Source organism: Pseudomonas sp. 3A(2025), assembly GCF_054589175.1.
Window position 1 is genome coordinate 991637 of record NZ_BAAILM010000113.1, and the last position, 22936, is coordinate 1014572.

At 59.6% G+C, this 22936-nt stretch carries 20 protein-coding genes; 5 read left to right on the forward strand and 15 right to left on the reverse strand.

Going from position 1 to position 22936, the window contains the following annotated elements:
* Positions 1-16: 16 nt before the first annotated feature.
* From glmM to rlmE, 4 genes are all read right to left on the reverse strand, one after another.
* On the reverse strand, positions 17-1357 hold the full coding sequence (gene glmM, locus ACYP2A_RS31225; RefSeq protein WP_459749767.1) for a phosphoglucosamine mutase: 1341 nt from the start codon (positions 1355-1357) through the stop codon (positions 17-19).
* 18 nt (positions 1358-1375) lie between these two features.
* Positions 1376-2227, reverse strand: a complete 852-nt coding sequence (folP, locus tag ACYP2A_RS31230; RefSeq protein ID WP_459749768.1) for a dihydropteroate synthase — start codon at positions 2225-2227, stop codon at positions 1376-1378.
* Between the two features lie 8 nt (positions 2228-2235).
* Entirely contained in the window at positions 2236-4137 is a 1902-nt protein-coding gene (gene ftsH, locus ACYP2A_RS31235; RefSeq protein ID WP_459749769.1) for an ATP-dependent zinc metalloprotease FtsH, read from the reverse strand.
* Positions 4138-4329: 192 nt separating this feature from the next.
* The gene (rlmE, locus tag ACYP2A_RS31240) at positions 4330-4980 is read right to left on the reverse strand and encodes a 23S rRNA (uridine(2552)-2'-O)-methyltransferase RlmE (RefSeq protein ID WP_459749770.1); all 651 of its coding nucleotides are present in this window, start codon (positions 4978-4980) and stop codon (positions 4330-4332) included.
* A gap of 101 nt (positions 4981-5081) precedes the next feature.
* Here rlmE and ACYP2A_RS31245 point away from each other — a divergent pair, with 101 nt between their 5' ends.
* Positions 5082-5390, forward strand: coding sequence for a YhbY family RNA-binding protein (locus ACYP2A_RS31245; protein WP_459749771.1), 309 nt, complete (start codon positions 5082-5084; stop codon positions 5388-5390).
* Between the two features lie 112 nt (positions 5391-5502).
* On the opposite strand, the gene greA is transcribed toward ACYP2A_RS31245, so the two are convergent.
* The 7 genes from greA to grpE all read right to left on the reverse strand — a co-directional run bounded on the left by greA (position 5503) and on the right by grpE (position 15583).
* Positions 5503-5979 (reverse strand): transcription elongation factor GreA, encoded by a 477-nt coding sequence (gene greA / locus ACYP2A_RS31250; protein WP_459749772.1) that lies wholly within the window; start codon positions 5977-5979, stop codon positions 5503-5505.
* On the reverse strand, positions 5976-9197 hold the full coding sequence (gene carB, locus ACYP2A_RS31255) for a carbamoyl-phosphate synthase large subunit (protein WP_459749773.1): 3222 nt from the start codon (positions 9195-9197) through the stop codon (positions 5976-5978). Before carB ends, greA begins: the two co-directional genes overlap by 4 nt.
* 136 nt (positions 9198-9333) lie before the next feature.
* Positions 9334-10470, reverse strand: a complete 1137-nt coding sequence (gene carA / locus ACYP2A_RS31260; RefSeq protein WP_459749774.1) for a glutamine-hydrolyzing carbamoyl-phosphate synthase small subunit — start codon at positions 10468-10470, stop codon at positions 9334-9336.
* 248 nt (positions 10471-10718) lie between these two features.
* Complete coding sequence (dapB, locus tag ACYP2A_RS31265; RefSeq protein WP_459749775.1) at positions 10719-11522, reverse strand: 4-hydroxy-tetrahydrodipicolinate reductase; 804 nt, start codon at positions 11520-11522, stop codon at positions 10719-10721.
* Between the two features lie 21 nt (positions 11523-11543).
* The gene (dnaJ, locus tag ACYP2A_RS31270) at positions 11544-12674 is read right to left on the reverse strand and encodes a molecular chaperone DnaJ (protein WP_459749776.1); all 1131 of its coding nucleotides are present in this window, start codon (positions 12672-12674) and stop codon (positions 11544-11546) included.
* Positions 12675-12999: 325 nt separating this feature from the next.
* Positions 13000-14916 (reverse strand): molecular chaperone DnaK, encoded by a 1917-nt coding sequence (gene dnaK / locus ACYP2A_RS31275; protein WP_459749777.1) that lies wholly within the window; start codon positions 14914-14916, stop codon positions 13000-13002.
* A gap of 103 nt (positions 14917-15019) precedes the next feature.
* The gene (gene grpE, locus ACYP2A_RS31280) at positions 15020-15583 is read right to left on the reverse strand and encodes a nucleotide exchange factor GrpE (protein ID WP_459749778.1); all 564 of its coding nucleotides are present in this window, start codon (positions 15581-15583) and stop codon (positions 15020-15022) included.
* A 271-nt stretch (positions 15584-15854) separates the two neighbouring features.
* Here grpE and recN point away from each other — a divergent pair, with 271 nt between their 5' ends.
* On the forward strand, positions 15855-17528 hold the full coding sequence (gene recN, locus ACYP2A_RS31285; protein WP_459749779.1) for a DNA repair protein RecN: 1674 nt from the start codon (positions 15855-15857) through the stop codon (positions 17526-17528).
* An 82-nt stretch (positions 17529-17610) separates the two neighbouring features.
* On the opposite strand, the gene fur is transcribed toward recN, so the two are convergent.
* Complete coding sequence (fur, locus tag ACYP2A_RS31290; protein WP_459749780.1) at positions 17611-18018, reverse strand: ferric iron uptake transcriptional regulator; 408 nt, start codon at positions 18016-18018, stop codon at positions 17611-17613.
* Between the two features lie 98 nt (positions 18019-18116).
* Between fur and ACYP2A_RS31295 the strand changes: the two genes are divergently transcribed.
* The gene (locus tag ACYP2A_RS31295; protein WP_459749781.1) at positions 18117-18650 is read left to right on the forward strand and encodes an outer membrane protein assembly factor BamE; all 534 of its coding nucleotides are present in this window, start codon (positions 18117-18119) and stop codon (positions 18648-18650) included.
* Between the two features lie 62 nt (positions 18651-18712).
* Here ACYP2A_RS31295 and ACYP2A_RS31300 read toward each other — a convergent pair whose 3' ends face one another.
* Entirely contained in the window at positions 18713-19030 is a 318-nt protein-coding gene (locus ACYP2A_RS31300) for an RnfH family protein (protein ID WP_459749782.1), read from the reverse strand.
* On the reverse strand, positions 19023-19457 hold the full coding sequence (locus ACYP2A_RS31305; RefSeq protein WP_459749783.1) for a type II toxin-antitoxin system RatA family toxin: 435 nt from the start codon (positions 19455-19457) through the stop codon (positions 19023-19025). Before ACYP2A_RS31305 ends, ACYP2A_RS31300 begins: the two co-directional genes overlap by 8 nt.
* Positions 19458-19639: 182 nt before the next feature.
* Here ACYP2A_RS31305 and smpB point away from each other — a divergent pair, with 182 nt between their 5' ends.
* A complete protein-coding gene (gene smpB, locus ACYP2A_RS31310) occupies positions 19640-20122 on the forward strand; it encodes an SsrA-binding protein SmpB (protein WP_459749784.1) in 483 nt (160 codons plus the stop codon).
* A gap of 109 nt (positions 20123-20231) precedes the next feature.
* Here the strand turns inward: smpB and ACYP2A_RS31315 are convergent, their stop codons facing one another.
* Complete coding sequence (locus ACYP2A_RS31315; protein ID WP_459749785.1) at positions 20232-20999, reverse strand: FCD domain-containing protein; 768 nt, start codon at positions 20997-20999, stop codon at positions 20232-20234.
* A gap of 292 nt (positions 21000-21291) precedes the next feature.
* Here ACYP2A_RS31315 and ACYP2A_RS31320 point away from each other — a divergent pair, with 292 nt between their 5' ends.
* Complete coding sequence (locus ACYP2A_RS31320) at positions 21292-22926, forward strand: lactate permease LctP family transporter (protein ID WP_459749786.1); 1635 nt, start codon at positions 21292-21294, stop codon at positions 22924-22926.
* Positions 22927-22936: the final 10 nt, after the last annotated feature.

Sequence of the window (22936 nt, forward strand, 5' to 3'; positions counted from 1 at the left end):
AGGCTGGCAAGCCGTATCAAGCACAAACTTCAGCAACCAGTTTTGCCAGCTCTTCGGCATAACCGCGCACTTGCGCTTCATCCTCGCCCTCGACCATCACCCGCACCAGCGGCTCGGTCCCGGACTTGCGCAGCAATACCCGGCCACGCCCCGCCATTTCAGCGGTAACGCGGGCACAGGCGTCCTGTACGGATGGATGGGTAACCGGGTCGACGCCACCAGCAAAACGCACGTTGATCAGCACCTGAGGACACTTGCGCAGCGCCTGCCGAGCCTCTGCCAGGCTCTTGCCACTGCGACGCAGGGCCATCAGTACCTGCAGCGCAGCGATGATCGCATCGCCCGTGGTGGTGTGCTGCAGGCACACCACGTGACCCGAGTTCTCACCACCCAGCTGCCAGTTACGCTCCAGCAGCTCGGCAATCACATAACGGTCGCCGACATTAGCGCGCACGAACGGAATGTTCAGCTCGGCCAGTCCCAGCTCCAGCCCCAGATTGCTCATCAGGGTACCGACCACACCACCATTGAGGCGATCACGCTCATGCAGGTCGCGCGCAATGATGTACATCAGCTCGTCACCGTCGACGACCGCGCCCGTGTGATCGATCATCAAGACCCGATCGCCATCGCCATCGAAAGCGATGCCCAGGTCGGCCTTTTCAGCCACCACCGCCGCTTGCACGGACTCAAGGTGGGTCGAGCCGCAATTTTCGTTGATGTTGAGACCGTTCGGCTGGGCCGCCAGCACAGTGACCTGCGCGCCCAGCTCACGAAACACATTAGGGGCAATCTTGTAGGTCGCCCCATGCGCACAGTCGACCACCAGCTTGAGACCGGCAAAGCTGGTGCTGGTCGGCACGCTGCTTTTGCAGAACTCAATGTAGCGACCGGCCGCGTCGTTGATACGCGACACTTTGCCGAGCTTGTCGGACTCGGCAACGGTCATCGGCGCATCGAGCAATTCTTCGATCATCAGCTCGATCTCGTCGGGCAGCTTGGTGCCCTGCCCCGAGAAGAACTTGATGCCATTGTCATAGTGCGGATTGTGCGAAGCACTGATCACGATGCCGGCTTCGGCATGGAAAGTGCGGGTCAGGTAGGCGATGGCGGGAGTCGGCATCGGCCCCAGCAGCATGACATCAGCGCCCGCCGCAGACAAACCTGCCTCCAGCGCCGATTCGAACATGTAGCCCGAAATCCGCGTGTCCTTGCCGACCAGAATGCGGCAAGCACCCAAGCGACGAAACGCCATGCCCGCCGCCCAGCCCAGCTTGAGCATGAAATCGGGGGTAATAGGGTACTGACCGACCCGACCGCGAATGCCATCGGTTCCGAAATATTTTCTGCTGCTCATGGGTGCTCCACCGTGTTCTTATTCTGCCGATTCGACAGCTGCAATCATGCGCACTACATCGGCTGTTTCAGCGACGTCATGCACACGCAGGATTCGTGCTCCCTTGGTCATCGCCAAGGCAGCCAGGGCCAACCCGCCGTATAACCGCTCACCGACCGGGCGCTCCAGTACGGCGCCGATCATGCTCTTGCGCGACACGCCCACCAACAGAGGTCGACCCAATGCGTGCAAGGCTTCCATGTGCCGGAACAGACTGAGATTGTGCGCTACGGTCTTGGCGAAACCAAAGCCGGGATCAAGGATGATACGCCCGGAATCGATCCCTGCCGCTGCACATTCAGCCATGCGCGCCTTCAGGAAATCACCGACTTCGACCACCAGGTTTTCGTAGTGCGGATTGTCCTGCATATCGCCAGGCTCGCCCAGCATATGCATCAAACAGACCGGCAAACCGCTTTGCGCAGCAGCCTGTAACGCGCCAGGGCGGCGCAACGACCTGACATCGTTGATCAGACCCGCGCCGAGCCTTGCCGTTTCACGCATCACTTCGGGCGTAGAAGTATCGACCGAGATAATGACATCCAGCTCGCGGGCAACGCGCTCGACCAGAGGCGCGACGCGCTCCAGCTCTTCATCGACCGACACCACGGCAGCGCCGGGCCGGGTCGATTCGCCACCGATATCGATCAGGGTTGCCCCGGAACGCACCATACCTTCGGCATGGCGCATGGCAGCATCAAGCTGGGCGTATCGACCGCCGTCGGAGAAGGAGTCCGGGGTCGCGTTAAGGATGCCCATGACATGCGTCCGGGCCAAATCAAGAACCCGGTTGCCGCAAGGCAACCGGGTCGGGTACAGCGCAACTGTCATGTCAGGCCTTAATGGTCAGCAGCAGGGCCGCCGATAGGGGCTTCGGGACGGGAATCGGGAATCGGAGTACCTTTGGTACCCGAACCACCTTCCCAGTCACGCGGCTCGCGAGGCGGACGACCGGACATGATGTCGTCGATCTGATCCGCATCGATAGTCTCGTATTTCATCAGTGCCTCAGCCATGGCATCGAGCTTGTCACGGTTGTCGGTCAGCAACTGCCTGGCCGTGTCGTAGCAGTGGTCGATGATGCTGCGTACTTCCGAGTCGATCAACTTGGCGGTGTCACCGGAGAAACTGGTGTTCTGGCTCGAACCACGCCCCAGGAAACCCGAATCTTCGTCTTCGGTGTACATCAGCGGGCCAAGCTTCTCGGACAGCCCCCACTTGGTCACCATGTTCCGTGCGATCTGGCTGGCACGCATGATGTCGTTGGAGGCACCGGTGGTGACACCATCGAAACCCAGAGTCATCTCTTCAGCGATACGACCACCGTACAACGAGCAGATCTGGCTGTTCAGTGCACGCTTGGACAGGCTGTAGCGATCTTCTTCGGGCAGGAACATGGTCACACCCAGCGCACGGCCGCGCGGAATGATCGAGACCTTGTAGACCGGATCGTGCTCAGGCACCAGACGACCGACGATGGCATGACCTGCCTCGTGGTAAGCGGTGTTCTGCTTCTCTTTCTCGGACATGACCATGGTCTTGCGCTCGGCGCCCATCATGATCTTGTCTTTGGCCAGTTCGAACTCTTTCATTTCGACCAGACGCTTGCCGTTACGAGCCGCGAACAGCGAGGCTTCGTTGACTAGGTTGGCCAGGTCTGCACCGGAGAAGCCAGGCGTACCGCGCGCAATGACTGCAGGCTGAACGTCTTCGCCCATCGGCACCTTGCGCATGTGGACCTTGAGGATCTGCTCACGGCCACGGATGTCCGGCAAGCCAACGACGACCTGACGGTCGAAGCGGCCAGGACGCAGCAGCGCCGGGTCCAGTACATCGGGACGGTTGGTGGCGGCAATGACGATGATGCCATCGTTCATTTCGAAGCCGTCCATTTCAACCAGCAACTGGTTGAGGGTCTGCTCGCGTTCGTCGTGGCCACCACCCATGCCGGCGCCACGGTGGCGACCCACGGCGTCGATCTCGTCGATGAAGATGATGCACGGTGCGTGCTTCTTGGCCTGCTCGAACATGTCGCGGACACGGCTTGCACCGACACCCACGAACATTTCGACGAAGTCGGAACCGGAGATGGTGAAGAACGGCACCTTGGCTTCGCCCGCAATGGCCTTGGCCAGCAAGGTCTTACCGGTACCCGGTGGCCCCACCATCAGCACGCCGCGCGGAATGCGACCGCCCAGGCGCTGAAACTTGCCAGGATCACGCAGGAACTCGACCAGTTCGCCGACTTCTTCCTTGGCTTCGTCACACCCGGCCACGTCAGCCAGGGTCGTCTTGACCTGGTCTTCGGACAACAGGCGCGCCTTGCTCTTGCCAAAGCTCATCGGCCCGCCCTTGCCACCGGCACCGCCTTGCATCTGGCGCATGAAGAACATGAACACCGCGATGATGACCAGGATCGGGAAGCTGGCGACCAGCAACTGGGTCCAGATGCTCTGCTGCTCAGGCTGCTTGCCTTCGACCACGACATTGTTGTCGACCAGATCGCCGATCAGGCCATTGTCCTGAATTGCCGGGCGGATGGTCTTGAAGGTGTCGCCGTCACTGCGCTTGCCGGTGATGACATAGCCATCAACAGCGACCTTCTCGACCTTGCCGTCCTTCACCTGCTGGATGAATTCGGAATAGTTGAGGGTCTGCGGTTCGTTCGGGCTGGAGAAGTTGTTCATCACCGTCACCAGGACAGCCGCGATGATCAACCACAAGATCAAATTCTTTGCCATATCGTTCAATTAGCTACCCTCTGAAGCAAGCTCCACGCCGCAAGCGTGCCTCGCATGATAATCACCGCCCTAACTTACTACAGAACCCCCAATCGTGGCAGGCACCGTCTGTAACCCTTTGTGAAACTTTAGCTACGCGATGTTCGTTCAGGCGGCATTTTCATGCCATTTGAAAAAAGCTATCGCCAGGCCTCAAAAACGCTCGATGCTGGCCGAACCTTCAATACCGCGGAAACCACGGGCCAGCATGTACTGCTCGCGAGACCTGTCGCGTGACGACAGCGGCTTGCGCATCTGCACCTTGTCGAACAGGCGGCGAACGTCTTTGTGATAAACGTCGAAACCTTCGCCCTGGAAGATCTTGATCAGAAAATCTCCGCCGGGACGCAAGATACGACCCGCCAGATCCAGTGCCAGTTCGCAAAGGAACATGGCGCGCGGCATGTCGACCGCACTCAATCCACTCATATTGGGGGCCATATCGGAAATCACAAGGTCTACCTGTGTATTACCGACCGCTTCGAGGATTTGCGTCAGCACGGCGTCTTCGGTGAAGTCGCCCTGAATGAAGGTGACATCGCCGATGGCGTCCATCTCCAGGATGTCCGAAGCGATGAGGCGCCCCTGCCCGCCGATCAGCCGGCTGGTGACCTGCGACCAGCCGCCGGGCGCAGCGCCGAGGTCAACGACGGTCATGCCAGGACGAATGATCTTGTCCTTCTCCTGGATCTCCAGAAGCTTGTAGCTGGCACGCGAACGGTAGCCGTCCTTTTGCGCCATTTTCACGTATTTGTCGTCGAAATGTTCTTTCAGCCAATTCTGGCTGGACTTGGAAGGCTTCACTGGGCACCTCGAAAATAAACGGGTCACGATTAATAGGGCGGTCCCCGACTCGCTCGGGTAAACTGGCCGCCGTTTTTACCAGACCAGACGCAGGGGTCATTATGCCGCTCACTCAAGAGCAGAAGAAACAGTACAAATCCATTGGCCACCATCTGAAACCGGTTCTGATCGTGGCAGACAACGGATTGACCGAAGGTGTGCTCGCAGAGCTGGAGCGCGCGCTGAGCGATCACGAACTGATCAAGGTCAAGCTCAACATCCTCGACCGTGAAAGCCGCCTGCAAGCCATTGCCGGGCTGTGCAAGACAGGTTCTGCGGAGCTGGTGCAGGTCATTGGCAAGATGGCATTGATCTACCGCAAGAACCCCAAGGTCAACAAGAACCTGTCCAACGTTCATCGCGCCAGCTAAAACCGCTTTACGCAGGCTGCATTCGCCGCCTGACACTTGAAAGCAGGCCGCCCACCCGGAGTCTCCGGGCGGGCGGCCAAAGCGTCAGCTTACAGCAGACTCACAAGTCGCCTCAGATGTGGCGAACCTCGATGATCTCGTACTCGATCACACCACCCGGTGTTTTCACGACCACGACATCACCCTCTTCCTTGGCAATCAAGGCACGAGCAATGGGTGAGCCTACCGAGATCTTGCCCAGCTTGATGTCTGCTTCGTCTTCTCCAACGATCTGATAGACCACACTCTCGTCGGTTTCAACATTGGCGATTTCAACCGTCGTACCGAAAATTACCTTGCCGGTGTGCGCAATCGTGGTGACGTCGATCACCACGGCGTTCTGCATACGGCCTTCGATATCGCGGATACGCGCCTCGACCATGCCTTGCTGTTCGCGCGCGGCATGGTATTCAGCGTTTTCCTTGAGGTCACCCAACTCGCGCGCAGTACCGATGTCCTGGCTGAGCTTGGGGCGAACCACCTTGGTCAGGTGGGCATGTTCCTCTTCCAGGGCGCGAGCGCCCTGGACGGTCATTGGGTATTTAATCATCCTTTCAATCCTGCATGCAGGTCCTGCAGGCGACGTACGGTCTTCTCGGGACCGAACTTGAGCGCCTCACAGACAGCTTCGCCAGCCGCAATGGTCGTGGTGCAGTAGATCTTGTGCTGCAACGCATTGCGACGAATGGAGTAGGAATCAGCAATCGACTGACGCCCTTCGGTGGTGTTGATAATCAGCGTGACTTCGTCATTCTTGATCATGTCGACAACGTGCGGACGACCTTCGGTCACCTTGTTGACGCGGCGCACTTTCAGGCCAGCGGCCTCGATCAGCTTGGCAGTGCCTGCGGTCGCGACCACATCGAAGCCCAGACCGATCAGGTCACGGGCAACACCGGCCACCAGTGGCTTGTCGTCGTCACGCACGCTGATGAAGGCAGTACCGCCGGTCGGCAAGGTTTCGCTGGCACCCATCTGCGCCTTGGCGAAGGCTTCGCCAAAGGTATCGCCCACACCCATCACTTCGCCGGTCGACTTCATCTCAGGGCCGAGAATCGGGTCGACACCAGGGAACTTGGCGAACGGGAACACCGCTTCCTTGACGCTGTAGAAGTTCGGAATGATTTCCTTGGTGAAGCCCAGTTCTTTAAGGGTCTTGCCGGCCATGACGCGCGCGGCAATCATCGCCAGGGAAACACCGATGCACTTGGAAACGAACGGCACGGTACGCGAAGCACGCGGGTTGACTTCGATGACGTAGATGTCTTCGCCCTGCAACGCCAACTGCACGTTCATCAGGCCGACAACACCCAGCTCCAGCGCCATTTTCTTGACCTGCTCGCGCATCTCGTCCTGGATGTGCGCCGGCAGCGAATAAGGCGGCAGCGAGCATGCCGAGTCACCGGAGTGAACGCCGGCCTGCTCGATGTGCTGCATGATGGCGCCGATGACCACATCGGTGCCGTCGCAGACAGCGTCAACGTCCATTTCGATGGCGCAATTGAGGAAGTGGTCCAGCAGCACCGGGCTGTCGTTGGACACTTGCACCGCTTCGCGCAGGTAACGCTTGAGTTCGTCTTCCTGGTAGACGATTTCCATCGCCCGGCCGCCCAGTACATAGGACGGACGCACAACCAGCGGGTAACCGATCTTGGCAGCAGCACGAATCGCTTCGTCTTCGCTGCGCACGGTGGCGTTTGGCGGCTGACGCAGGTTCAGGCGCTCGACCATCTGCTGGAAGCGCTCGCGGTCTTCGGCACGGTCGATGGCGTCAGGGCTGGTACCGATGATCGGCACGCCGGCCGCTTCCAGGGCACGCGCCAGTTTCAGCGGGGTCTGGCCGCCGTACTGGACGATCACGCCTTTAGGCTTCTCGACTCGGACGATTTCCAGCACGTCTTCCAGGGTAACCGGCTCGAAATACAGGCGGTCGGAAGTGTCGTAGTCGGTGGAAACGGTTTCCGGGTTGCAGTTGACCATGATCGTTTCATAGCCATCTTCACGCAGCGCCAGGGCCGCATGCACACAGCAGTAGTCGAACTCGATGCCCTGGCCGATACGGTTAGGACCGCCGCCCAAAATCATGATCTTGTCGCGGGCCGACGGGTTGGCCTCGCACTCTTCTTCGTACGTCGAGTACATGTAGGCGGTGTCGGTGGCGAACTCGGCCGCGCAAGTGTCGACGCGCTTGTAGACCGGCAGCACGTCCAGCTTGTGGCGATGCGTGCGCAGGTTCTTCTCGGTCACACCCAGCAGCTTGGCCAGACGCGCATCGGAGAAGCCCTTGCGCTTCAGACGCAGCATCAGGTCACGATCGATGGCCGACAGACCCAGGGTCTTGACCTTCTCTTCGTCCTTTATCAGGTCTTCGATCTGCACCAGGAACCAAGGGTCGATCATGTTCATGTCGAAGATCTCTTCGACGGTCATGCCGGCGCGGAAGGCGTCGGCGACGTACCAGATACGCTCGGCACCCGGCACGGTCAGCTCGCGCTTGAGGGTACTCATGCTGTCTGGATGGCTCAGGTCGACCTTCGGGTCCAGACCGCAAACACCCACTTCCAGGCCGCGCAGGGCCTTTTGCAAGGACTCCTGGAACGTACGGCCGATGGCCATGACCTCACCCACCGACTTCATCTGCGTGGTCAGACGCGCGTCGGCATTGGCGAATTTTTCGAAAGCAAAGCGTGGCAGCTTGGTGACCACGTAGTCGATGGACGGTTCGAAGGACGCCGGGGTCTTGCCACCGGTGATGTCGTTCTGCAGTTCATCGAGGGTGTAACCGACAGCCAGCTTGGCGGCGACCTTGGCAATCGGGAAGCCGGTGGCCTTGGAAGCCAGTGCCGAGGAACGCGATACACGCGGGTTCATCTCGATCACGACCATGCGGCCGGTGTTCGGGCAGATGCCGAACTGCACGTTGGAACCACCGGTTTCAACGCCGATCTCGCGCAGCACCGCCAGGGAGGCGTTACGCAGGATCTGGTATTCCTTGTCGGTCAGGGTCTGGGCCGGCGCGACAGTGATCGAGTCACCGGTGTGCACGCCCATCGGGTCGAAGTTTTCGATCGAGCAGACGATGATGCAGTTGTCCTTTTTGTCGCGGACCACTTCCATCTCGTACTCTTTCCAGCCGATCAGCGATTCGTCGATCAGCAGCTCCTTGGTCGGCGACAGGTCCAAACCACGGGCACAGATTTCTTCGAACTCTTCACGGTTGTAAGCGATACCGCCACCGGTGCCGCCCATGGTGAAGGACGGACGAATGATGCACGGGAAGCCCAGCTTTTCGAGCACCGCGAAGGCCTCTTCCATGCTGTGGGCAATACCGGAACGCGGGCACGCCAGGCCGATGGCCTTCATGGCCTTGTCGAAACGCGAGCGGTCTTCGGCCTTGTCGATGGTGTCGGCATTGGCGCCGATCATTTCCACACCGAATTTCTCCAGAACGCCTTCGCGCTCAAGATCCAGCGCGCAGTTCAGCGCGGTCTGGCCGCCCATGGTCGGCAGTACGGCATCAGGACGCTCTTTTTCGATGATCTTGGCAACGGTCTGCCACTTGATCGGCTCGATGTAGGTGGCGTCAGCCATGGCCGGGTCGGTCATGATGGTGGCCGGGTTGGAGTTCACCAGGATGACGCGGTAACCCTCTTCGCGCAGGGCCTTACAGGCCTGGGCGCCGGAGTAGTCGAATTCGCAGGCCTGGCCGATCACGATGGGGCCGGCGCCGAGAATCAGGATACTTTTAATGTCTGTACGTTTTGGCATGGGTTGTCACTCAACTCCGCAAATCAGTCGGCAAGCCGTCTTGAATATTCATTGAGATGCCGGGTGGCAGCGACCGGACCGCTTTTGGTCCGGGGCCACCCTGGGCACCTGCTTACTTCATTTTCAAGGCAACCGGTCAGCGGCGCTTGGCCATGGCATCAATGAAGCGATCGAACAATGGCGCTACATCGTTTGGACCCGGGCTCGCCTCAGGGTGACCCTGGAAGCTGAACGCGCTCTTGTCGGTGCGTTCGATACCTTGCAGGGTACCGTCGAACAGCGACTTGTGGATGGCGCGCACGTTGCCAGGCAAGGTCGCCTCGTCCACGGCAAAACCGTGGTTCTGGCTGGTGATCATGACCACACCGGTGTCCAGATCCTGGACCGGGTGGTTGGCACCGTGGTGGCCGTGACCCATCTTGACGGTCTTGGCACCCGAGGCCAGGGCCAGCAACTGGTGACCCAGGCAGATACCGAACACCGGAATTTCGGTTTCCAGCACTTCCTTGATCGCCTGGATGGCGTAGTCGCATGGCTCCGGGTCACCAGGACCGTTGGACAGGAACACACCATCGGGATTGAGCGCCAACACGTCGCTGGCTGGCGTTTGCGCCGGGACCACGGTCACGCGGCAACCGCGCTCGACCAGCATGCGCAGGATGTTGACCTTGACGCCGTAGTCGAAGGCAACGACATGGTACGGCAGATCGGCAGCCGGGATTTCCGGATGGCTGTCGGTTTTCAGTTCCCAGACGCTGGAGCGCCACTCGTAGCGCTCTTTGGTGCTGACCACTTTGGCCAGGTCCATGCCCTTGAGACCAGGAAAACCGCGAGCCGCTTCGATAGCCGCTTCTTCGCTGATGTTGTCACCTGCCAGGATGCAGCCGTTCTGAGCGCCCTTCTCACGCAGGATGCGGGTCAGACGACGCGTATCGATACCGGCGATGGCCACGACATTGTTGGCCTTCAGGTAATCCTGCAGCGACAGCTTGTTGCGCCAGTTGCTGGCAACCAGCGGCAGGTCGCGGATAACCAGACCGGCCGACCAGACGCGGTCGGACTCGGCGTCTTCCGGCGTGGTGCCGGTGTTGCCGATGTGCGGGTAAGTCAGGGTAACGATTTGCTGGGCATAGGAAGGATCGGTAAGGATTTCCTGATAGCCGGTCATAGCGGTGTTGAACACCACCTCACCAACAGTCTGGCCGTCGGCGCCAATGGCTTCACCGCGAAAAATGCTGCCATCAGCAAGGGCAAGTATGGCTGGCTTAGTCAAGAAGACCTCCCGTAAATAAAGCCTGAAAGGGCGTTCGCAGGTTGTAAAAAAGCGGAATGACGTTTTGATACGTCACCCCGCTTTCTTATGGATTCATCTGCGCGCTTTTAGTGGACACACTAAAGCTGTATCTTACAGAAAAGGCCTGTTTTGGTCTACCACCAATACAGCACAGACTCTTCCCCAAAGACTTTCACGACTCAAGCAAGCCGCGAAAAACCCGCATCTTCGCCGATAACATCGGCCGATCAGCGCAGGTCGAGCACATCCTGCATGTCATAAAGACCTGGCGCCTTACCTTCGAGCCACAGTGCGGCACGCACTGCACCACGGGCAAACGTCATGCGACTGGACGCCTTGTGGGTAATTTCCACGCGCTCGCCATCGGCGGCAAACAGCACGGTGTGATCACCCACGATGTCGCCGGCACGGGTGGTGGCAAAGCCGATGGTTTGCCGGTCACGCGCACCGGTCTGACCTTCGCGACCATAGACCGCGACCTTCTCAAGGTCACGCCCCAGTGCATTGGCAACCACTTCACCCATGCGCAAGGCCGTACCCGAAGGCGCGTCGACCTTGTGCCGGTGATGCGCTTCGCTGATCTCGATATCGACCTCGTCACCCAGCACGCGAGCAGCGGTATCGAGCAGCTTCAGGCACAGATTCACACCAACGCTGTAGTTGGCCGCGAACACGACCGGAATCTCTTTGGCCGCCTCTGCCAGGCGCAGCTTTTCTTCGGCGGTAAAACCAGTGGTGCCGATCACAATCGCCTTGCCCGCCTTGCGACAGAACGCCAGGTTTTTCAGCGTGACCGATGGATGGGTGAAGTCGATCAGCACATCGAACTCTTCCGCCACCCGCGCCAGATCACCCGACAACGGCACACCAATACGCCCCTGCCCTGCCAGCTCACCGGCATCGGCGCCGACCAGCGTGCTGTCGGGGCGATCGATGGCAGCTGTCAACCCGGCGCCCGGCGCCTGGCCAACCGCTTCGATCAAAATCTTGCCCATGCGCCCGGCGGCGCCTGTCACAGCAATACGTCGCATACCCTGCTCCTGTGGATAACCTTATAAGTCGCCGAAGAAACGCTTCACACCCTCGAACCAGCCGCTGGCTTTGGGAGAATGCGATTCGTTGCCCTGCAGCGACTCACGGAACTCTTCGAGCAGTTCGCGCTGACGCTTGTCGAGATTGACCGGCGTTTCGACCGCCACGCGGCACATCAGGTCGCCAGGACCACCACCGCGCACCGGCGCAACACCCTTGCCACGCAGGCGGAACTGCTTGCCGGTCTGGGTGCCTTCAGGAATCTTCAGCTTGACGCGACCATCGAGGGTCGGCACTTCCAGCTCACCACCCAGCGCCGCATCGGTAAAGCTGATCGGCACCTCACAGAACAGGTGCTTGCCATCACGCTGGAAGATCGCGTGCTCGCGCACATTGATGACCACGTAAAGATCGCCAGCAGGGCCACCGTGCGGACCCGCCTCGCCCTCACCCGACAGACGGATGCGGTCGCCGGTGTCGACACCCGGCGGCACCTTGACCGACAGGGTCTTGTATTCCTCGATACGGCCTTCACCATTACAGGAATCGCACGGATCGGAGATGATCTTGCCGTTGCCATGGCAGCGCGGGCAGGTTTGCTGCACCGAGAAGAAGCCCTGCTGCATGCGTACCTGACCGATACCGCCGCACGTCGGGCAAGTGACCGGCGAAGAACCTTTTTTGGCACCGCTGCCGTCGCACGGCTTGCAGTTGACCAGCGTCGGCACACGGATATTCACGGTCGTGCCGCGCACCGCTTCTTCCAGGTTCAGCTCCAGGGTGTAACGCAGATCGCTACCGCGTTGCGGGCCGCCACGGCCACCGCCACCGCGTCCACCGCCGAAAAAGTCGCTGAACACATCGCCGAAAATATCGGAGAAATTCGCACCGCCCGCACCAAAGCCGCCACCGCCGCCCATGCTCGGGTCTACGCCGGCATGACCGTACTGGTCGAAGGCTGCACGCTTGCTGGCATCGGAGAGCACTTCGTAGGCCTCGTTGGCCTCCTTGAACAGCTCTTCGGATGCTTTGTCGTCCGGGTTGCGGTCAGGGTGATGCTTCATCGCCAGGCGGCGATAGGCCTTTTTCAGCTCTGCCTCACTGGCGCCTCGCTCAACCCCCAATACTTCGTAATAGTCACGCTTAGCCATATCTTCTTCCGCACTCTTGAGGACGTCCGGCCAAACCCTCCTGAGCCTGGCCAGACTCGTTGAGCCCAATACAGGCCCGGACCCAACTCACGTCAATTCAACGATCCTGGTCTTCGTTCAACGGCCGAAAATGACCGAGAAAGCGGCTTTACGGGCCGCGATGCAGGAGCATCGCGCCCTTGCCGCCAGGTATTTGCCAGTAGATGGCAAACACCGAAAATTTCGTCTGTTCCAGACACGCCAACGCGGGAGCAAGCTCCCGCGCGGCGACATCCTACCAGCGACCGCAATGCTGCGGTCAACCGGCTTGCAAGTGAGCCTGCGCTTACTTGTTGTCTTTGACTTCTTCGAACTCGGCGTCGACGACGTCGTCAGGCTTGGCTGCGCCTTCGGCCGGCTTGGCAGCGGCTTCCGGGTTTTCAGCCTGCTCGGCGTACATTTTCTGCGCGATTGGCGCCGAAACCTTCGACAGCTCTTCGACCTTGGCTTCGATCAGCGCCTTGTCGTCGCCTTTGACAGCGGCTTCCAGGGCTACCAGCGCAGCTTCCACAGCCGTCTTCTCTTCAGCAGTCACCTTGTCGCCCGCGTCGGAGATCATCTTGCGAGTCGAGTGCACCAGCGCGTCACCCTGGTTACGGGCAGAGGCCAGCTCTTCGAACTTGCGGTCTTCTTCGGCGTTGACTTCGGCGTCACGCACCATCTGCTGGATTTCTTCCTCGGACAGACCGGAGTTGGCCTTGATCACAATGGACTGCTGCTTGCCGGTGGCCTTGTCTTTGGCGCCGACGTGCAGGATGCCGTTGGCGTCGATGTCGAAGGTCACTTCGATTTGTGGCACGCCACGTGGTGCTGGCGGAATCTCGGCCAGGTCGAACTTGCCCAGGGACTTGTTCTGGCCAGCCTGCTTGCGCTCACCTTGCAGCACGTGAATGGTCACGGCGTTCTGGTTGTCGTCGGCAGTGGAGAACACCTGGGATTTCTTGGTCGGAATCGTGGTGTTCTTCTCGATCAGCGCAGTCATCACGCCACCCATGGTTTCGATACCCAGGGTCAGCGGGCTGACGTCGAGCAGCAGAACGTCTTTGACGTCACCGGCCAGTACCGCACCCTGGATGGCAGCACCCATGGCAACGGCTTCGTCAGGGTTGACGTCTTTACGCGCTTCTTTACCGAAGAAATCGGTAACCAGCTTCTGCACCAGCGGCATACGGGTCTGACCGCCGACCAGGATCACGTCGTTGATCGCGCCGATGTCGATACCGGCATCTTTCAGCGCAACGCGGCAAGGCTCGATGGTGCGCTTGACCAGGTCTTCAACCAGCGATTCCAGCTTGGAACGGGAGATTTTCACGTTCAAGTGCTTGGGACCGGTCGCATCTGCAGTGATGTACGGCAGGTTGACGTCGGTCTGCAGGCTGGAGGACAGCTCGATCTTGGCTTTCTCGGCAGCTTCTTTCAGACGCTGCATGGCCAGCGGATCACCCTTGAGGTTGATACCGCTTTCTTTCTTGAATTCGTCAACGAGGTAGTCGATCAGACGGATGTCGAAGTCTTCACCACCCAGGAACGTGTCACCGTTGGTTGCCAGCACTTCGAACTGGTGCTCGCCGTCGACTTCGGCAATTTCGATGACCGAAACGTCGAAGGTACCGCCACCCAGGTCATAAACGATCACGGTGTGATCGCCCTTGGCCTTGTCCATACCGTAAGCCAGAGCGGCTGCGGTCGGTTCGTTGATGATGCGTTTTACGTCCAGGCCAGCGATACGGCCGGCGTCTTTGGTCGCCTGACGCTGGCTGTCGTTGAAGTAGGCCGGAACGGTGATGACCGCTTCAGTGACGGTCTCGCCGAGGTAGTCTTCGGCGGTCTTCTTCATCTTTTTCAGGATTTCAGCGGAAATCTGAGGAGGAGCCATTTTCTGGCCATTGACCTCGACCCAGGCATCACCGTTGTCAGCCCTGGAAATCTTGTAAGGCACCATCTGGATGTCTTTTTGAACGACTTCTTCGTCGAAACGACGGCCGATCAGACGCTTTACTGCGTACAGCGTGTTGTGCGGGTTGGTCACCGCCTGACGCTTGGCCGACTGACCGACCAGGATTTCGCCATCGTTGGCGTACGCAATGATCGACGGCGTGGTACGCGCGCCTTCGGCGTTTTCGATAACCTTGACGTTACCGCCTTCCAGAATCGAAACGCAGGAGTTGGTGGTCCCCAGGTCGATACCGATAATTCTGCCCATCTTTAACTCTCCAGAAACTTGTGTAGGGTTGCCGCAACCGGGTTCACAGATTGCGGTAGCACTTTTAACGCTTGACCTTTAAATGGGGGCTGGTCTGCCGATTTCAAGCCTGCTCGTCAATCGACGGTTTGGCAGGCGAAGGTGCCTTGCTGACCACGACCATGGCCGGGCGCAGCAGACGACCATTGAGCTGATAGCCCTTCTGAAACACTTTGAGCACGGTGTTGGGCTCGACGTTGGCATTTTCTTCCAGCGCCATGGCCTGGTGCTGATCAGCGTTGAACGGCTGACCATGCGGATCGACCGCTTCGAGCTGGTAACGCTTGAGCGTGTCCTGGAACATTTTCAGCGTCAGCTCGATGCCTTCGCGCATCGGACGGATACTTTGATCGTCCGGGCTGGACAGATCGAGCCCGCGCTCCAGGCTGTCGATGATCGGCAGCAAGTCGCCGGCAAATTTTTCCAGCGCAAACTTGTGCGCCTTTTCTACATCCTGCTCGGCACGGCGGCGGACATTCTGCAGATCCGCAGCCACGCGCAGAGACTGGTCTTGCGCGGTAGCCAGTTGCTCTTCGAGCACTTGCACGCGCACTGCCAGATCTTCACCTGCTGCCGATTGTGCAGCCTGGTCCTGAGCCTGCGTATCCAGATTCTGTTCGTCAGCCATAGATCTCTCCTTTCAAAAACGTCCGCGAACCCAGCTCGCGCTTCTGTCCCCCTATATGGGAACGGAATTTCTGGCTTCAAGGGGCAGGCATGCGGGAAGTTGAGGTTTGTATTGAAAAATTTCGCAGCAGAAACCCGGGCAATCGCGCAGTTAAATTACCAAAACAACTAAAAATTCAAAAAACCCAATCAAATCGAGCTAAAGGCAGGCATTGTCAGGCGCAAACAAAACACTGTATAAATAACCAGAAGAGCCATCTCGGAGCCACCTCATGCTGGTCCACCTTTCCGTACACAATTACGCCATCGTCGAGCACCTCGACCTCGAACTCGATCGAGGGATGAGCGTCATCACGGGCGAAACCGGTGCCGGCAAGTCGATCATGCTCGACGCCCTGGGCCTGACCCTGGGCGACCGGGCCGACAGTGGCGTGGTCCGGCCGGGAGCCGACAAGGCCGATATTCTGGCCACCTTCGACCTTGCCGACATTCCAGAAGCCCGGGCCTGGCTCGCCGAGCATGACCTGGACAGCGAGGGTCCGTGCATCCTGCGCCGGGTCATCACTGCCGAAGGCCGCTCGCGCGCCTATATCAATGGCACGCCCTGCCCGCAGGGCGACCTGAAGGCGCTGGGCGAATTGATGATCGACATTCACAGCCAGCACGAGCATCAATCGCTGCTCAAGGCCGAGACCCATCGCCGCCTGCTCGACGAATACGCCGGCGCCACCGACCTGGCCCGCCAGGTGCAACTGGCGTCGCAACGCTGGCGCCAGACCCGCCAGGAACTGGAGCGCCTCTCCAATTCCGGCGACGAACAACGCGCCCGCCACCAATTGCTCAGCTATCAACTCGAAGAGCTGGAAAGCCTGAGCCTGGGCGAAAACGAGCTGGAAAACCTTGAGCAGGACCACAAGGCCCTGACCAACGCCGAAAGCCTGCTCGGCATCTGCCGCCAGGTGATCGAGCAATGCAGCGAGAGCGATTCGGGCAACGTCCTGCATGCCCTGACCAACAGCCTCAACCGTCTGTCCGGCGTCAGCAACAGCTCGACCGCTCTTAACGAGGCCACCGAACTGCTGTCCAGCGCGCAGATTCAGGTTGAAGAAGCCATGGGCGAGCTCAATCGCTTTCTTGATCACTTCGACGCCGATCCAGCCCGCCTGCAACAGATCGAAGAGCGTCTGGACGCTATATATAGCCTGGCACGCAAGCACCGCATCCAGCCCAATGAAGTGGCGACCCTGCACCAGAAGCTGCTGGACGAAATCGAAACGCTCAATGCCAACGACGAATCCATCGAACGCCTGCAGAACGAACTGGCCGCCTTTGCCCGTCACTATCAGGAAAAAGCGCGGGAATTGAGCGATCTGCGACACCGTTCGTCGGGCGAACTGGCGCATGCCGTCGAGCAGGAAATCCATCGCCTGGGCATGCCGGGCGGCCGTTTCAGCATCGAGCTGAAAGCCCACACCGGTGGCGAGTTGCTGCCTTACGGCCTGGAGCAGGTCGAATTGCTGGTCAGCGCCAACCCCGGCCAGCCGCTCAAGCCACTGGCCAAGGTCGCCTCCGGCGGCGAACTGTCACGCATCAGCCTGGCCATTCAGGTCATTACCGCCCAGACATCGCGCATACCGACACTGGTATTCGACGAAGTGGATGTCGGCATTGGCGGCCCGACCGCTGAAATCGTCGGTCAACTGTTACGCAGGCTGGGCGACCGCGGCCAGGTCATGACCGTGACCCACCTTCCGCAGGTTGCAGCTCAGGGCCATCAACACCTGTTCGTGCACAAGGTCCGCGACAACAACGCCACGCGTACAGCCGTATCCAAGCTCGGCAAGAACGAACGCATCGAAGAAGTCGCACGCATGCTGGGCGGCATCGACCTGACCAGAGAATCACTGGCCCATGCGAAAAAGATGATCGTCACGTCAAAAAGCTGAGGGTAAAAACCGAGGCGCACAAAAACGCCCCTTGTCGTACTGAGTCGACAAGGGGCGTTTTGCCATGCACGAAAAGAAAGACTCAGTCTTTCTTGCTGCGCACGTACAGGACCAGATTGTGGTCGACCAGCTCATAGCCGTGCCGCTCAACAATGGCTTTTTGCAGCGCTTCGATGCCTTCGTCGAAGAATTCGATGACCTCGCCAGAGTCCACGTTGACCATATGGTCATGGTGGCCACCGTCAGCCAGTTCGAACACCGCATGACCGCCGTCGAAATTGTGACGCACGACGAGCCCTGCCGCCTCGAACTGGGTCAGAACACGGTAAACCGTGGCCAGACCGACATCCTCGCTCGCGTCCATCAGCGCCTTGTAGACATCCTCGGCACTCATGTGGCGCTGCTCGGCAGAATCGAGCATTTGAAGGATCTTGACCCGCGGAAGGGTCACCTTGAGTCCTGCTTTTCGTAGTTCGCTATTTTCAACCATGGTCAGCTTTCTCGCAGACGCTGCTTCGCAGCTTCTCTTAATGCAGGTATGATCGGAGTTTACGTTATCCCAGCCAAGATAGTGGAAGTCGCCCACCGATGCAAAACACCAAGCTCTTGCTAACCAGTTTCACACTCGTGGGACTGCTCGCACTCGCCGGTTGTTCGTTCCCCGGGGTTTATAAAATCGACATCCAACAGGGAAATGTCGTCACGCAAGACATGATAGACCAGTTGCGTCCGGGAATGACCCGACGGCAAGTACGGTTTATCATGGGCAACCCTCTGCTGACCGATACTTTCCACTCTGACCGCTGGGATTATCTGTACAGCCTGCAGCCCGGTGGCGGTGAACGCCAGCAGGAACGGGTCAGCCTGATCTTCAACGGCAACGATCAACTGGTCAGCCTGTCCGGTGACTTCATGCCCGGCGTCAGCCGCGATGAAGCCATTCTGGGCAAGACCGGCGAAAGCGTGCCGATCCAGAATCAGCCCGTCGAAAACCAGCCACAGCCCAAGGCAGAAGAACCTGCCCGTCCAGGCTCGCTGCTCGACCAGATACAGAAAGACGTCGACAGCGTCGAAACCGTTCCCGCGCCGGTCCAGGAACCTCTGGAACCCTCGCCACGGTAACGCAGCGACGAAAAAAAGCCCGGCTTGCCGGGTTTTTTTGTGCCTGCATGTAATGCAACCCGTCAGGGCCGGGCCTTTTTCAGCACCCTCGCCGTTCTGGCTGCACGCAAGCGCCGAATTTCCTTGGGGTCGGCCAATAACGCACGATAAATTTCGATACGCTCTCCAGCCTGCACGATACGCATCTGCGGATCGCTGACCAGCTTGCCGAAAATCCCGACCGGGCACGTCGCCAGATCCAGATCAGGAAAAGACTGGCCGATCCCGCTCGCCAGCAACGCCTGATACACCGTGCTGCCTGCCGGCACCTGAGCACTCAGCAGAACCTGCCGTTGCAAACCGGCATGCACCACCTCGATGTCGATCAAGGCATCAGCCATGCAGTTGCTTGGCCCGCTGGCAAAACGCATCGACCAGCGTATTGGCCGCCTGATTGAACAGCGGCCCCAGCGTCGCCCGCACCAAAGGACCGGCATAATCGAAAGACAGGTCCAGACTGATCTTGCAGGCCTTCTCGCCCAGCGGCTTGAACGTCCACACACCATGCAGCTGGCTGAAGGGGCCTTCGACCAGGTCCATGGTCAGCGACTCGCCCGGCACCAGCGTATTGCGCGTCACGAATTTCTGGCTCAGACCGCCCTTGGCAATTTCCAGGCTGGCACGCATCTGCGTTTCGCTGGCCTCGTGTACAACAGCCGCCGCGCACCACGGCAAAAATTCCGGGTAGCGAGCGACGTCGTTGACCAGGTCATAGAGAAACCGGGCCGGGTACGGCAACAGGGCCGAGCGTTGAATGTGCGTAGTCATGTCAGCGTCATTTCCAAAACTGAGCGGCAAACATCACAAGAATGCCGAATGGCGCTACAAAGCGCATCTGGTAGAAATATCAGGATAGGCAGCACCGCCATTGTCCGGGATTCATCCTGTGTGCTCAAGCGCACTGCTTGCCCATAGCCGACATCGAAGCAACTGCCTATAATGCGCCCCCTATGGCCAAACTCAGAAAGCACCCTACAGGGACCATCGCGCAAAATAAAAAGGCGCGTCACGATTACTTCATCGAACACAAGTTCGAGGCCGGTCTGGTCCTGTCCGGTTGGGAAGTAAAAAGCCTGCGTGCCAACAAGGTACAGCTGGTCGACAGCTACGTGCTGCTCAAGGATGGCGAGGCCTGGCTGATGGGCAGCCATATCACGCCGCTCAAGACTGCCAGCACGCACGTCATCGCCGACCCGACACGCACCCGCAAACTGCTGCTCAACCAGCGCGAGCTGGAAAAGCTGTTCACCTCGGTACAGCAAAAAGGCTACGCCTGCGTGGCCCTGTCGCTGTACTGGAAGCAGCACCTGATCAAGTGCGAAATCGCACTCGGCAAGGGCAAGAAGGAATACGACAAGCGCCACACCGAGCGCGAACGCGATTCCGACCGCGAGCTGCAACGCGCCGTGCGCAGCAAGGGCAAGGACGACTGATCCAGGCGGCGAACACACGGCCCGTAGGAGCGGCTTCAGCCGCGAATGGCCGCGCTACAGAGCTTCCCGGCTGAAGCCGGTCCTACGACGCGATCGGGGCATAACCTGATTACAGGTTATGCCGCCGCTCGGCTCTTGCCGCACGTTCGCCTTGCTGACGCACCTCATCCAGCACCTCCTGCACATACATCAGGTGCCGGCTGGACACTTCACGCGCCTCTTCTGCGCGCCTTTCAATAATCGCCAGGTACAGCTCCCGGTGCTGCTCGATGAGCATGTCACGGGTCTCGCTGCGCTGTTTGTACATACCACCGATATTGATCACCACGTTGCGCCGCACCAGATCGAACAACCCGCGAATGGTGTGCAGCAGCACGGTGTTATGACTCGCCTCGGCAATCGCCAGGTGGAAATTGGCATCGGCAGCCGCCTCTTCAGCGCCGCCCTCTTCATCGGCCCGCGCATAACAACCCTGCAATGCCTCAAACGCCTGGCTCAGCCGCTCACGGTCCAGATCGGTCGCGCGCAGTGCAGCGTAATAAGCGCATGACGCTTCCAGCGTGTGACGAAACTCCAGCAGATCGCGCTGGGCATCCGGGCTGTTTTCGAGCAAATGCAGCAACGGATCGCTGAACGTCGACCCGAGGTTTTCTGCCACATAATTGCCGCCACCCTGACGACTGATCAGCAACCCTTTTGCGGTGAGCTTTTGAATCGCCTCACGCAGTGACGGACGCGACACGCCAAACTGCTCGGCCAGTGCACGCTCGGCCGGCAAACGCCCACCCGCCTTCAACGTGCCCTCAAGAATCATTTTTTCCAACTGTTCGACGATATCGTCCGACAAGCGGCGCTGCCGTACCTGACCAAAGCCCATAACCCTCACTCCACTTCCCCGATCCCGTTAACGGGCTGTCTATTCTGGCCGATTGAGGCCCTGTCGGCACCTGCCAAACGCCCCGGCTTCAGCCCCCACCGCACACCTCAGCACAGCGGCATCAGACCAAAGTAGAAAAAGGACAAATTGACACACCCCAAGTAAGGCCTCTAACCTAGCGACCACACATTGTAAATTGGTATTACCAATTATCCAATAACAATGTCAGACGATTAACCACCGTCGCACTGCCGGACCTTTCCCCAACCAAAAACAACTAGGGGCCAACCCAATGCAAACCTGGCAACAACTCTATACCCCGCTTGGCAGCCTGGGCTTATCCGCCGCCGCTGCGCTTATCCCTATCGTGTTCTTCTTTCTGGCGCTGGCGATTTTCCGGCTCAAGGGGCATATCGCCGGCAGCATTACCCTGGCGCTGTCGGTGCTGGTGGCGATCTTCGCCTTCCAGATGCCGGCCGACATGGCACTGGCCGCCGCCGGGTACGGGTTTGCCTATGGTTTGTGGCCGATTGCCTGGATCATTGTCGCGGCGGTATTTCTCTACAAACTGACCGTCAAGAGCGGCCAGTTCGAAATCATCCGCAGCTCGGTCCTGACCATCACCGACGACCAACGCCTGCAAGTGCTGCTGATCGGCTTCTGCTTCGGTGCGTTCCTGGAAGGTGCCGCCGGCTTCGGCGCACCCGTTGCCATTACCGCCGCCCTGCTGGTCGGCCTGGGCCTGAACCCACTGTACGCCGCCGGCCTGTGCCTGATCGCCAACACCGCACCGGTGGCCTTTGGCGCATTGGGTATTCCGATCATCGTCGCCGGCCAGGTCTCGGGCATCGACGCCTTCAAGATAGGCGCCATGACCGGTCGCCAGTTGCCCTTCCTGTCGGTCTTCGTGCCGTTCTGGCTGATGTTCATCATGGACGGCACGCGCGGCGTCAAGGAAACCTGGCCTGCTGCACTGGTGGCCGGCGCCAGCTTTGCGATCACCCAGTACCTGACCTCCAACTTCATCGGCCCGGAACTGCCGGACATCACCTCGGCACTGGTCAGCATCATCTCCCTGACCCTGTTCCTCAAGGTCTGGCAGCCCAAGCGCAGCGCCGACGCCGCGCCTTCACGCACGGCGTCCATTTACAGCCTGGGGCAGATCTTCAAAGCCTGGTCGCCGTTCCTGATCCTGACCGCCATGGTCACCGTCTGGACCCTGAAACCGTTCAAGGCGCTGTTCGCCGCCGGCGGACCACTGCAGGCCTGGACCATCAACACCGCCGTGCCGTACCTGGATCAACTGGTGATCAAGGGCACGCCCATCGTCGCCAAAGCCACGGCCATGCCAGCGGTGTACAAGCTCGACATCATTGCCGCCTCGGGCACCGCGATTCTGCTCTCGGCCATTGTCTCGATGATCGTGCTGCGCATCAGCGCAAAGATTGGTCTTACCACTTTCAAAGAGACCGTCATCGAGCTGCGCTGGGCCATCGTTTCGATCGGCATGGTCTTGGCCTTTGCCTTCGTCATGAACTACTCGGGCATGTCCTCGACCCTGGCGCTGGTCCTCGCCGGCACCGGTGCGGCCTTCCCGTTCTTCTCGCCGTTCCTTGGCTGGCTGGGCGTGTTCCTGACCGGCTCCGACACCTCCGCCAACGCCCTGTTCGGCTCCTTGCAAGCCACCACCGCGCACCAGGTCGGTGTCAGCGATGTGCTGATGGTTGCGGCCAACTCCAGCGGCGGCGTGACCGGCAAGATGATCTCGCCGCAGTCCATCGCCGTGGCCTGCGCCGCCACCGGCCTGGTCGGCAAGGAGTCGGACCTGTTCCGTTTCACGCTCAAGCACAGCCTGTTCTTCGCCACCCTGGTCGGCTGCATCACCTACGCCCAGGCGTACTGGTTCACCGGCATGCTGGTGCATTGATCGCGCCCGG

What these genes read in the sequence shown, in the direction of transcription:
- glmM (WP_459749767.1), bottom strand. Translation starts at nt 1,357, where the DNA reads ATGAGCAGCAGAAAATATTTCGGAACCGATGGCATTCGCGGTCGGGTC.
- folP (WP_459749768.1), bottom strand. Translation starts at nt 2,227, where the DNA reads ATGACAGTTGCGCTGTACCCGACCCGGTTGCCTTGCGGCAACCGGGTT.
- ftsH (WP_459749769.1), bottom strand. Translation starts at nt 4,137, where the DNA reads ATGGCAAAGAATTTGATCTTGTGGTTGATCATCGCGGCTGTCCTGGTG.
- ACYP2A_RS31245 (WP_459749771.1), top strand. Translation starts at nt 5,082, where the DNA reads ATGCCGCTCACTCAAGAGCAGAAGAAACAGTACAAATCCATTGGCCAC.
- greA (WP_459749772.1), bottom strand. Translation starts at nt 5,979, where the DNA reads ATGATTAAATACCCAATGACCGTCCAGGGCGCTCGCGCCCTGGAAGAG.
- carB (WP_459749773.1), bottom strand. Translation starts at nt 9,197, where the DNA reads ATGCCAAAACGTACAGACATTAAAAGTATCCTGATTCTCGGCGCCGGC.
- dapB (WP_459749775.1), bottom strand. Translation starts at nt 11,522, where the DNA reads ATGCGACGTATTGCTGTGACAGGCGCCGCCGGGCGCATGGGCAAGATT.
- dnaJ (WP_459749776.1), bottom strand. Translation starts at nt 12,674, where the DNA reads ATGGCTAAGCGTGACTATTACGAAGTATTGGGGGTTGAGCGAGGCGCC.
- dnaK (WP_459749777.1), bottom strand. Translation starts at nt 14,916, where the DNA reads ATGGGCAGAATTATCGGTATCGACCTGGGGACCACCAACTCCTGCGTT.
- grpE (WP_459749778.1), bottom strand. Translation starts at nt 15,583, where the DNA reads ATGGCTGACGAACAGAATCTGGATACGCAGGCTCAGGACCAGGCTGCA.
- recN (WP_459749779.1), top strand. Translation starts at nt 15,855, where the DNA reads ATGCTGGTCCACCTTTCCGTACACAATTACGCCATCGTCGAGCACCTC.
- fur (WP_459749780.1), bottom strand. Translation starts at nt 18,018, where the DNA reads ATGGTTGAAAATAGCGAACTACGAAAAGCAGGACTCAAGGTGACCCTT.
- ACYP2A_RS31295 (WP_459749781.1), top strand. Translation starts at nt 18,117, where the DNA reads ATGCAAAACACCAAGCTCTTGCTAACCAGTTTCACACTCGTGGGACTG.
- ACYP2A_RS31300 (WP_459749782.1), bottom strand. Translation starts at nt 19,030, where the DNA reads ATGGCTGATGCCTTGATCGACATCGAGGTGGTGCATGCCGGTTTGCAA.
- ACYP2A_RS31305 (WP_459749783.1), bottom strand. Translation starts at nt 19,457, where the DNA reads ATGACTACGCACATTCAACGCTCGGCCCTGTTGCCGTACCCGGCCCGG.
- smpB (WP_459749784.1), top strand. Translation starts at nt 19,640, where the DNA reads ATGGCCAAACTCAGAAAGCACCCTACAGGGACCATCGCGCAAAATAAA.
- ACYP2A_RS31315 (WP_459749785.1), bottom strand. Translation starts at nt 20,999, where the DNA reads ATGGGCTTTGGTCAGGTACGGCAGCGCCGCTTGTCGGACGATATCGTC.
- ACYP2A_RS31320 (WP_459749786.1), top strand. Translation starts at nt 21,292, where the DNA reads ATGCAAACCTGGCAACAACTCTATACCCCGCTTGGCAGCCTGGGCTTA.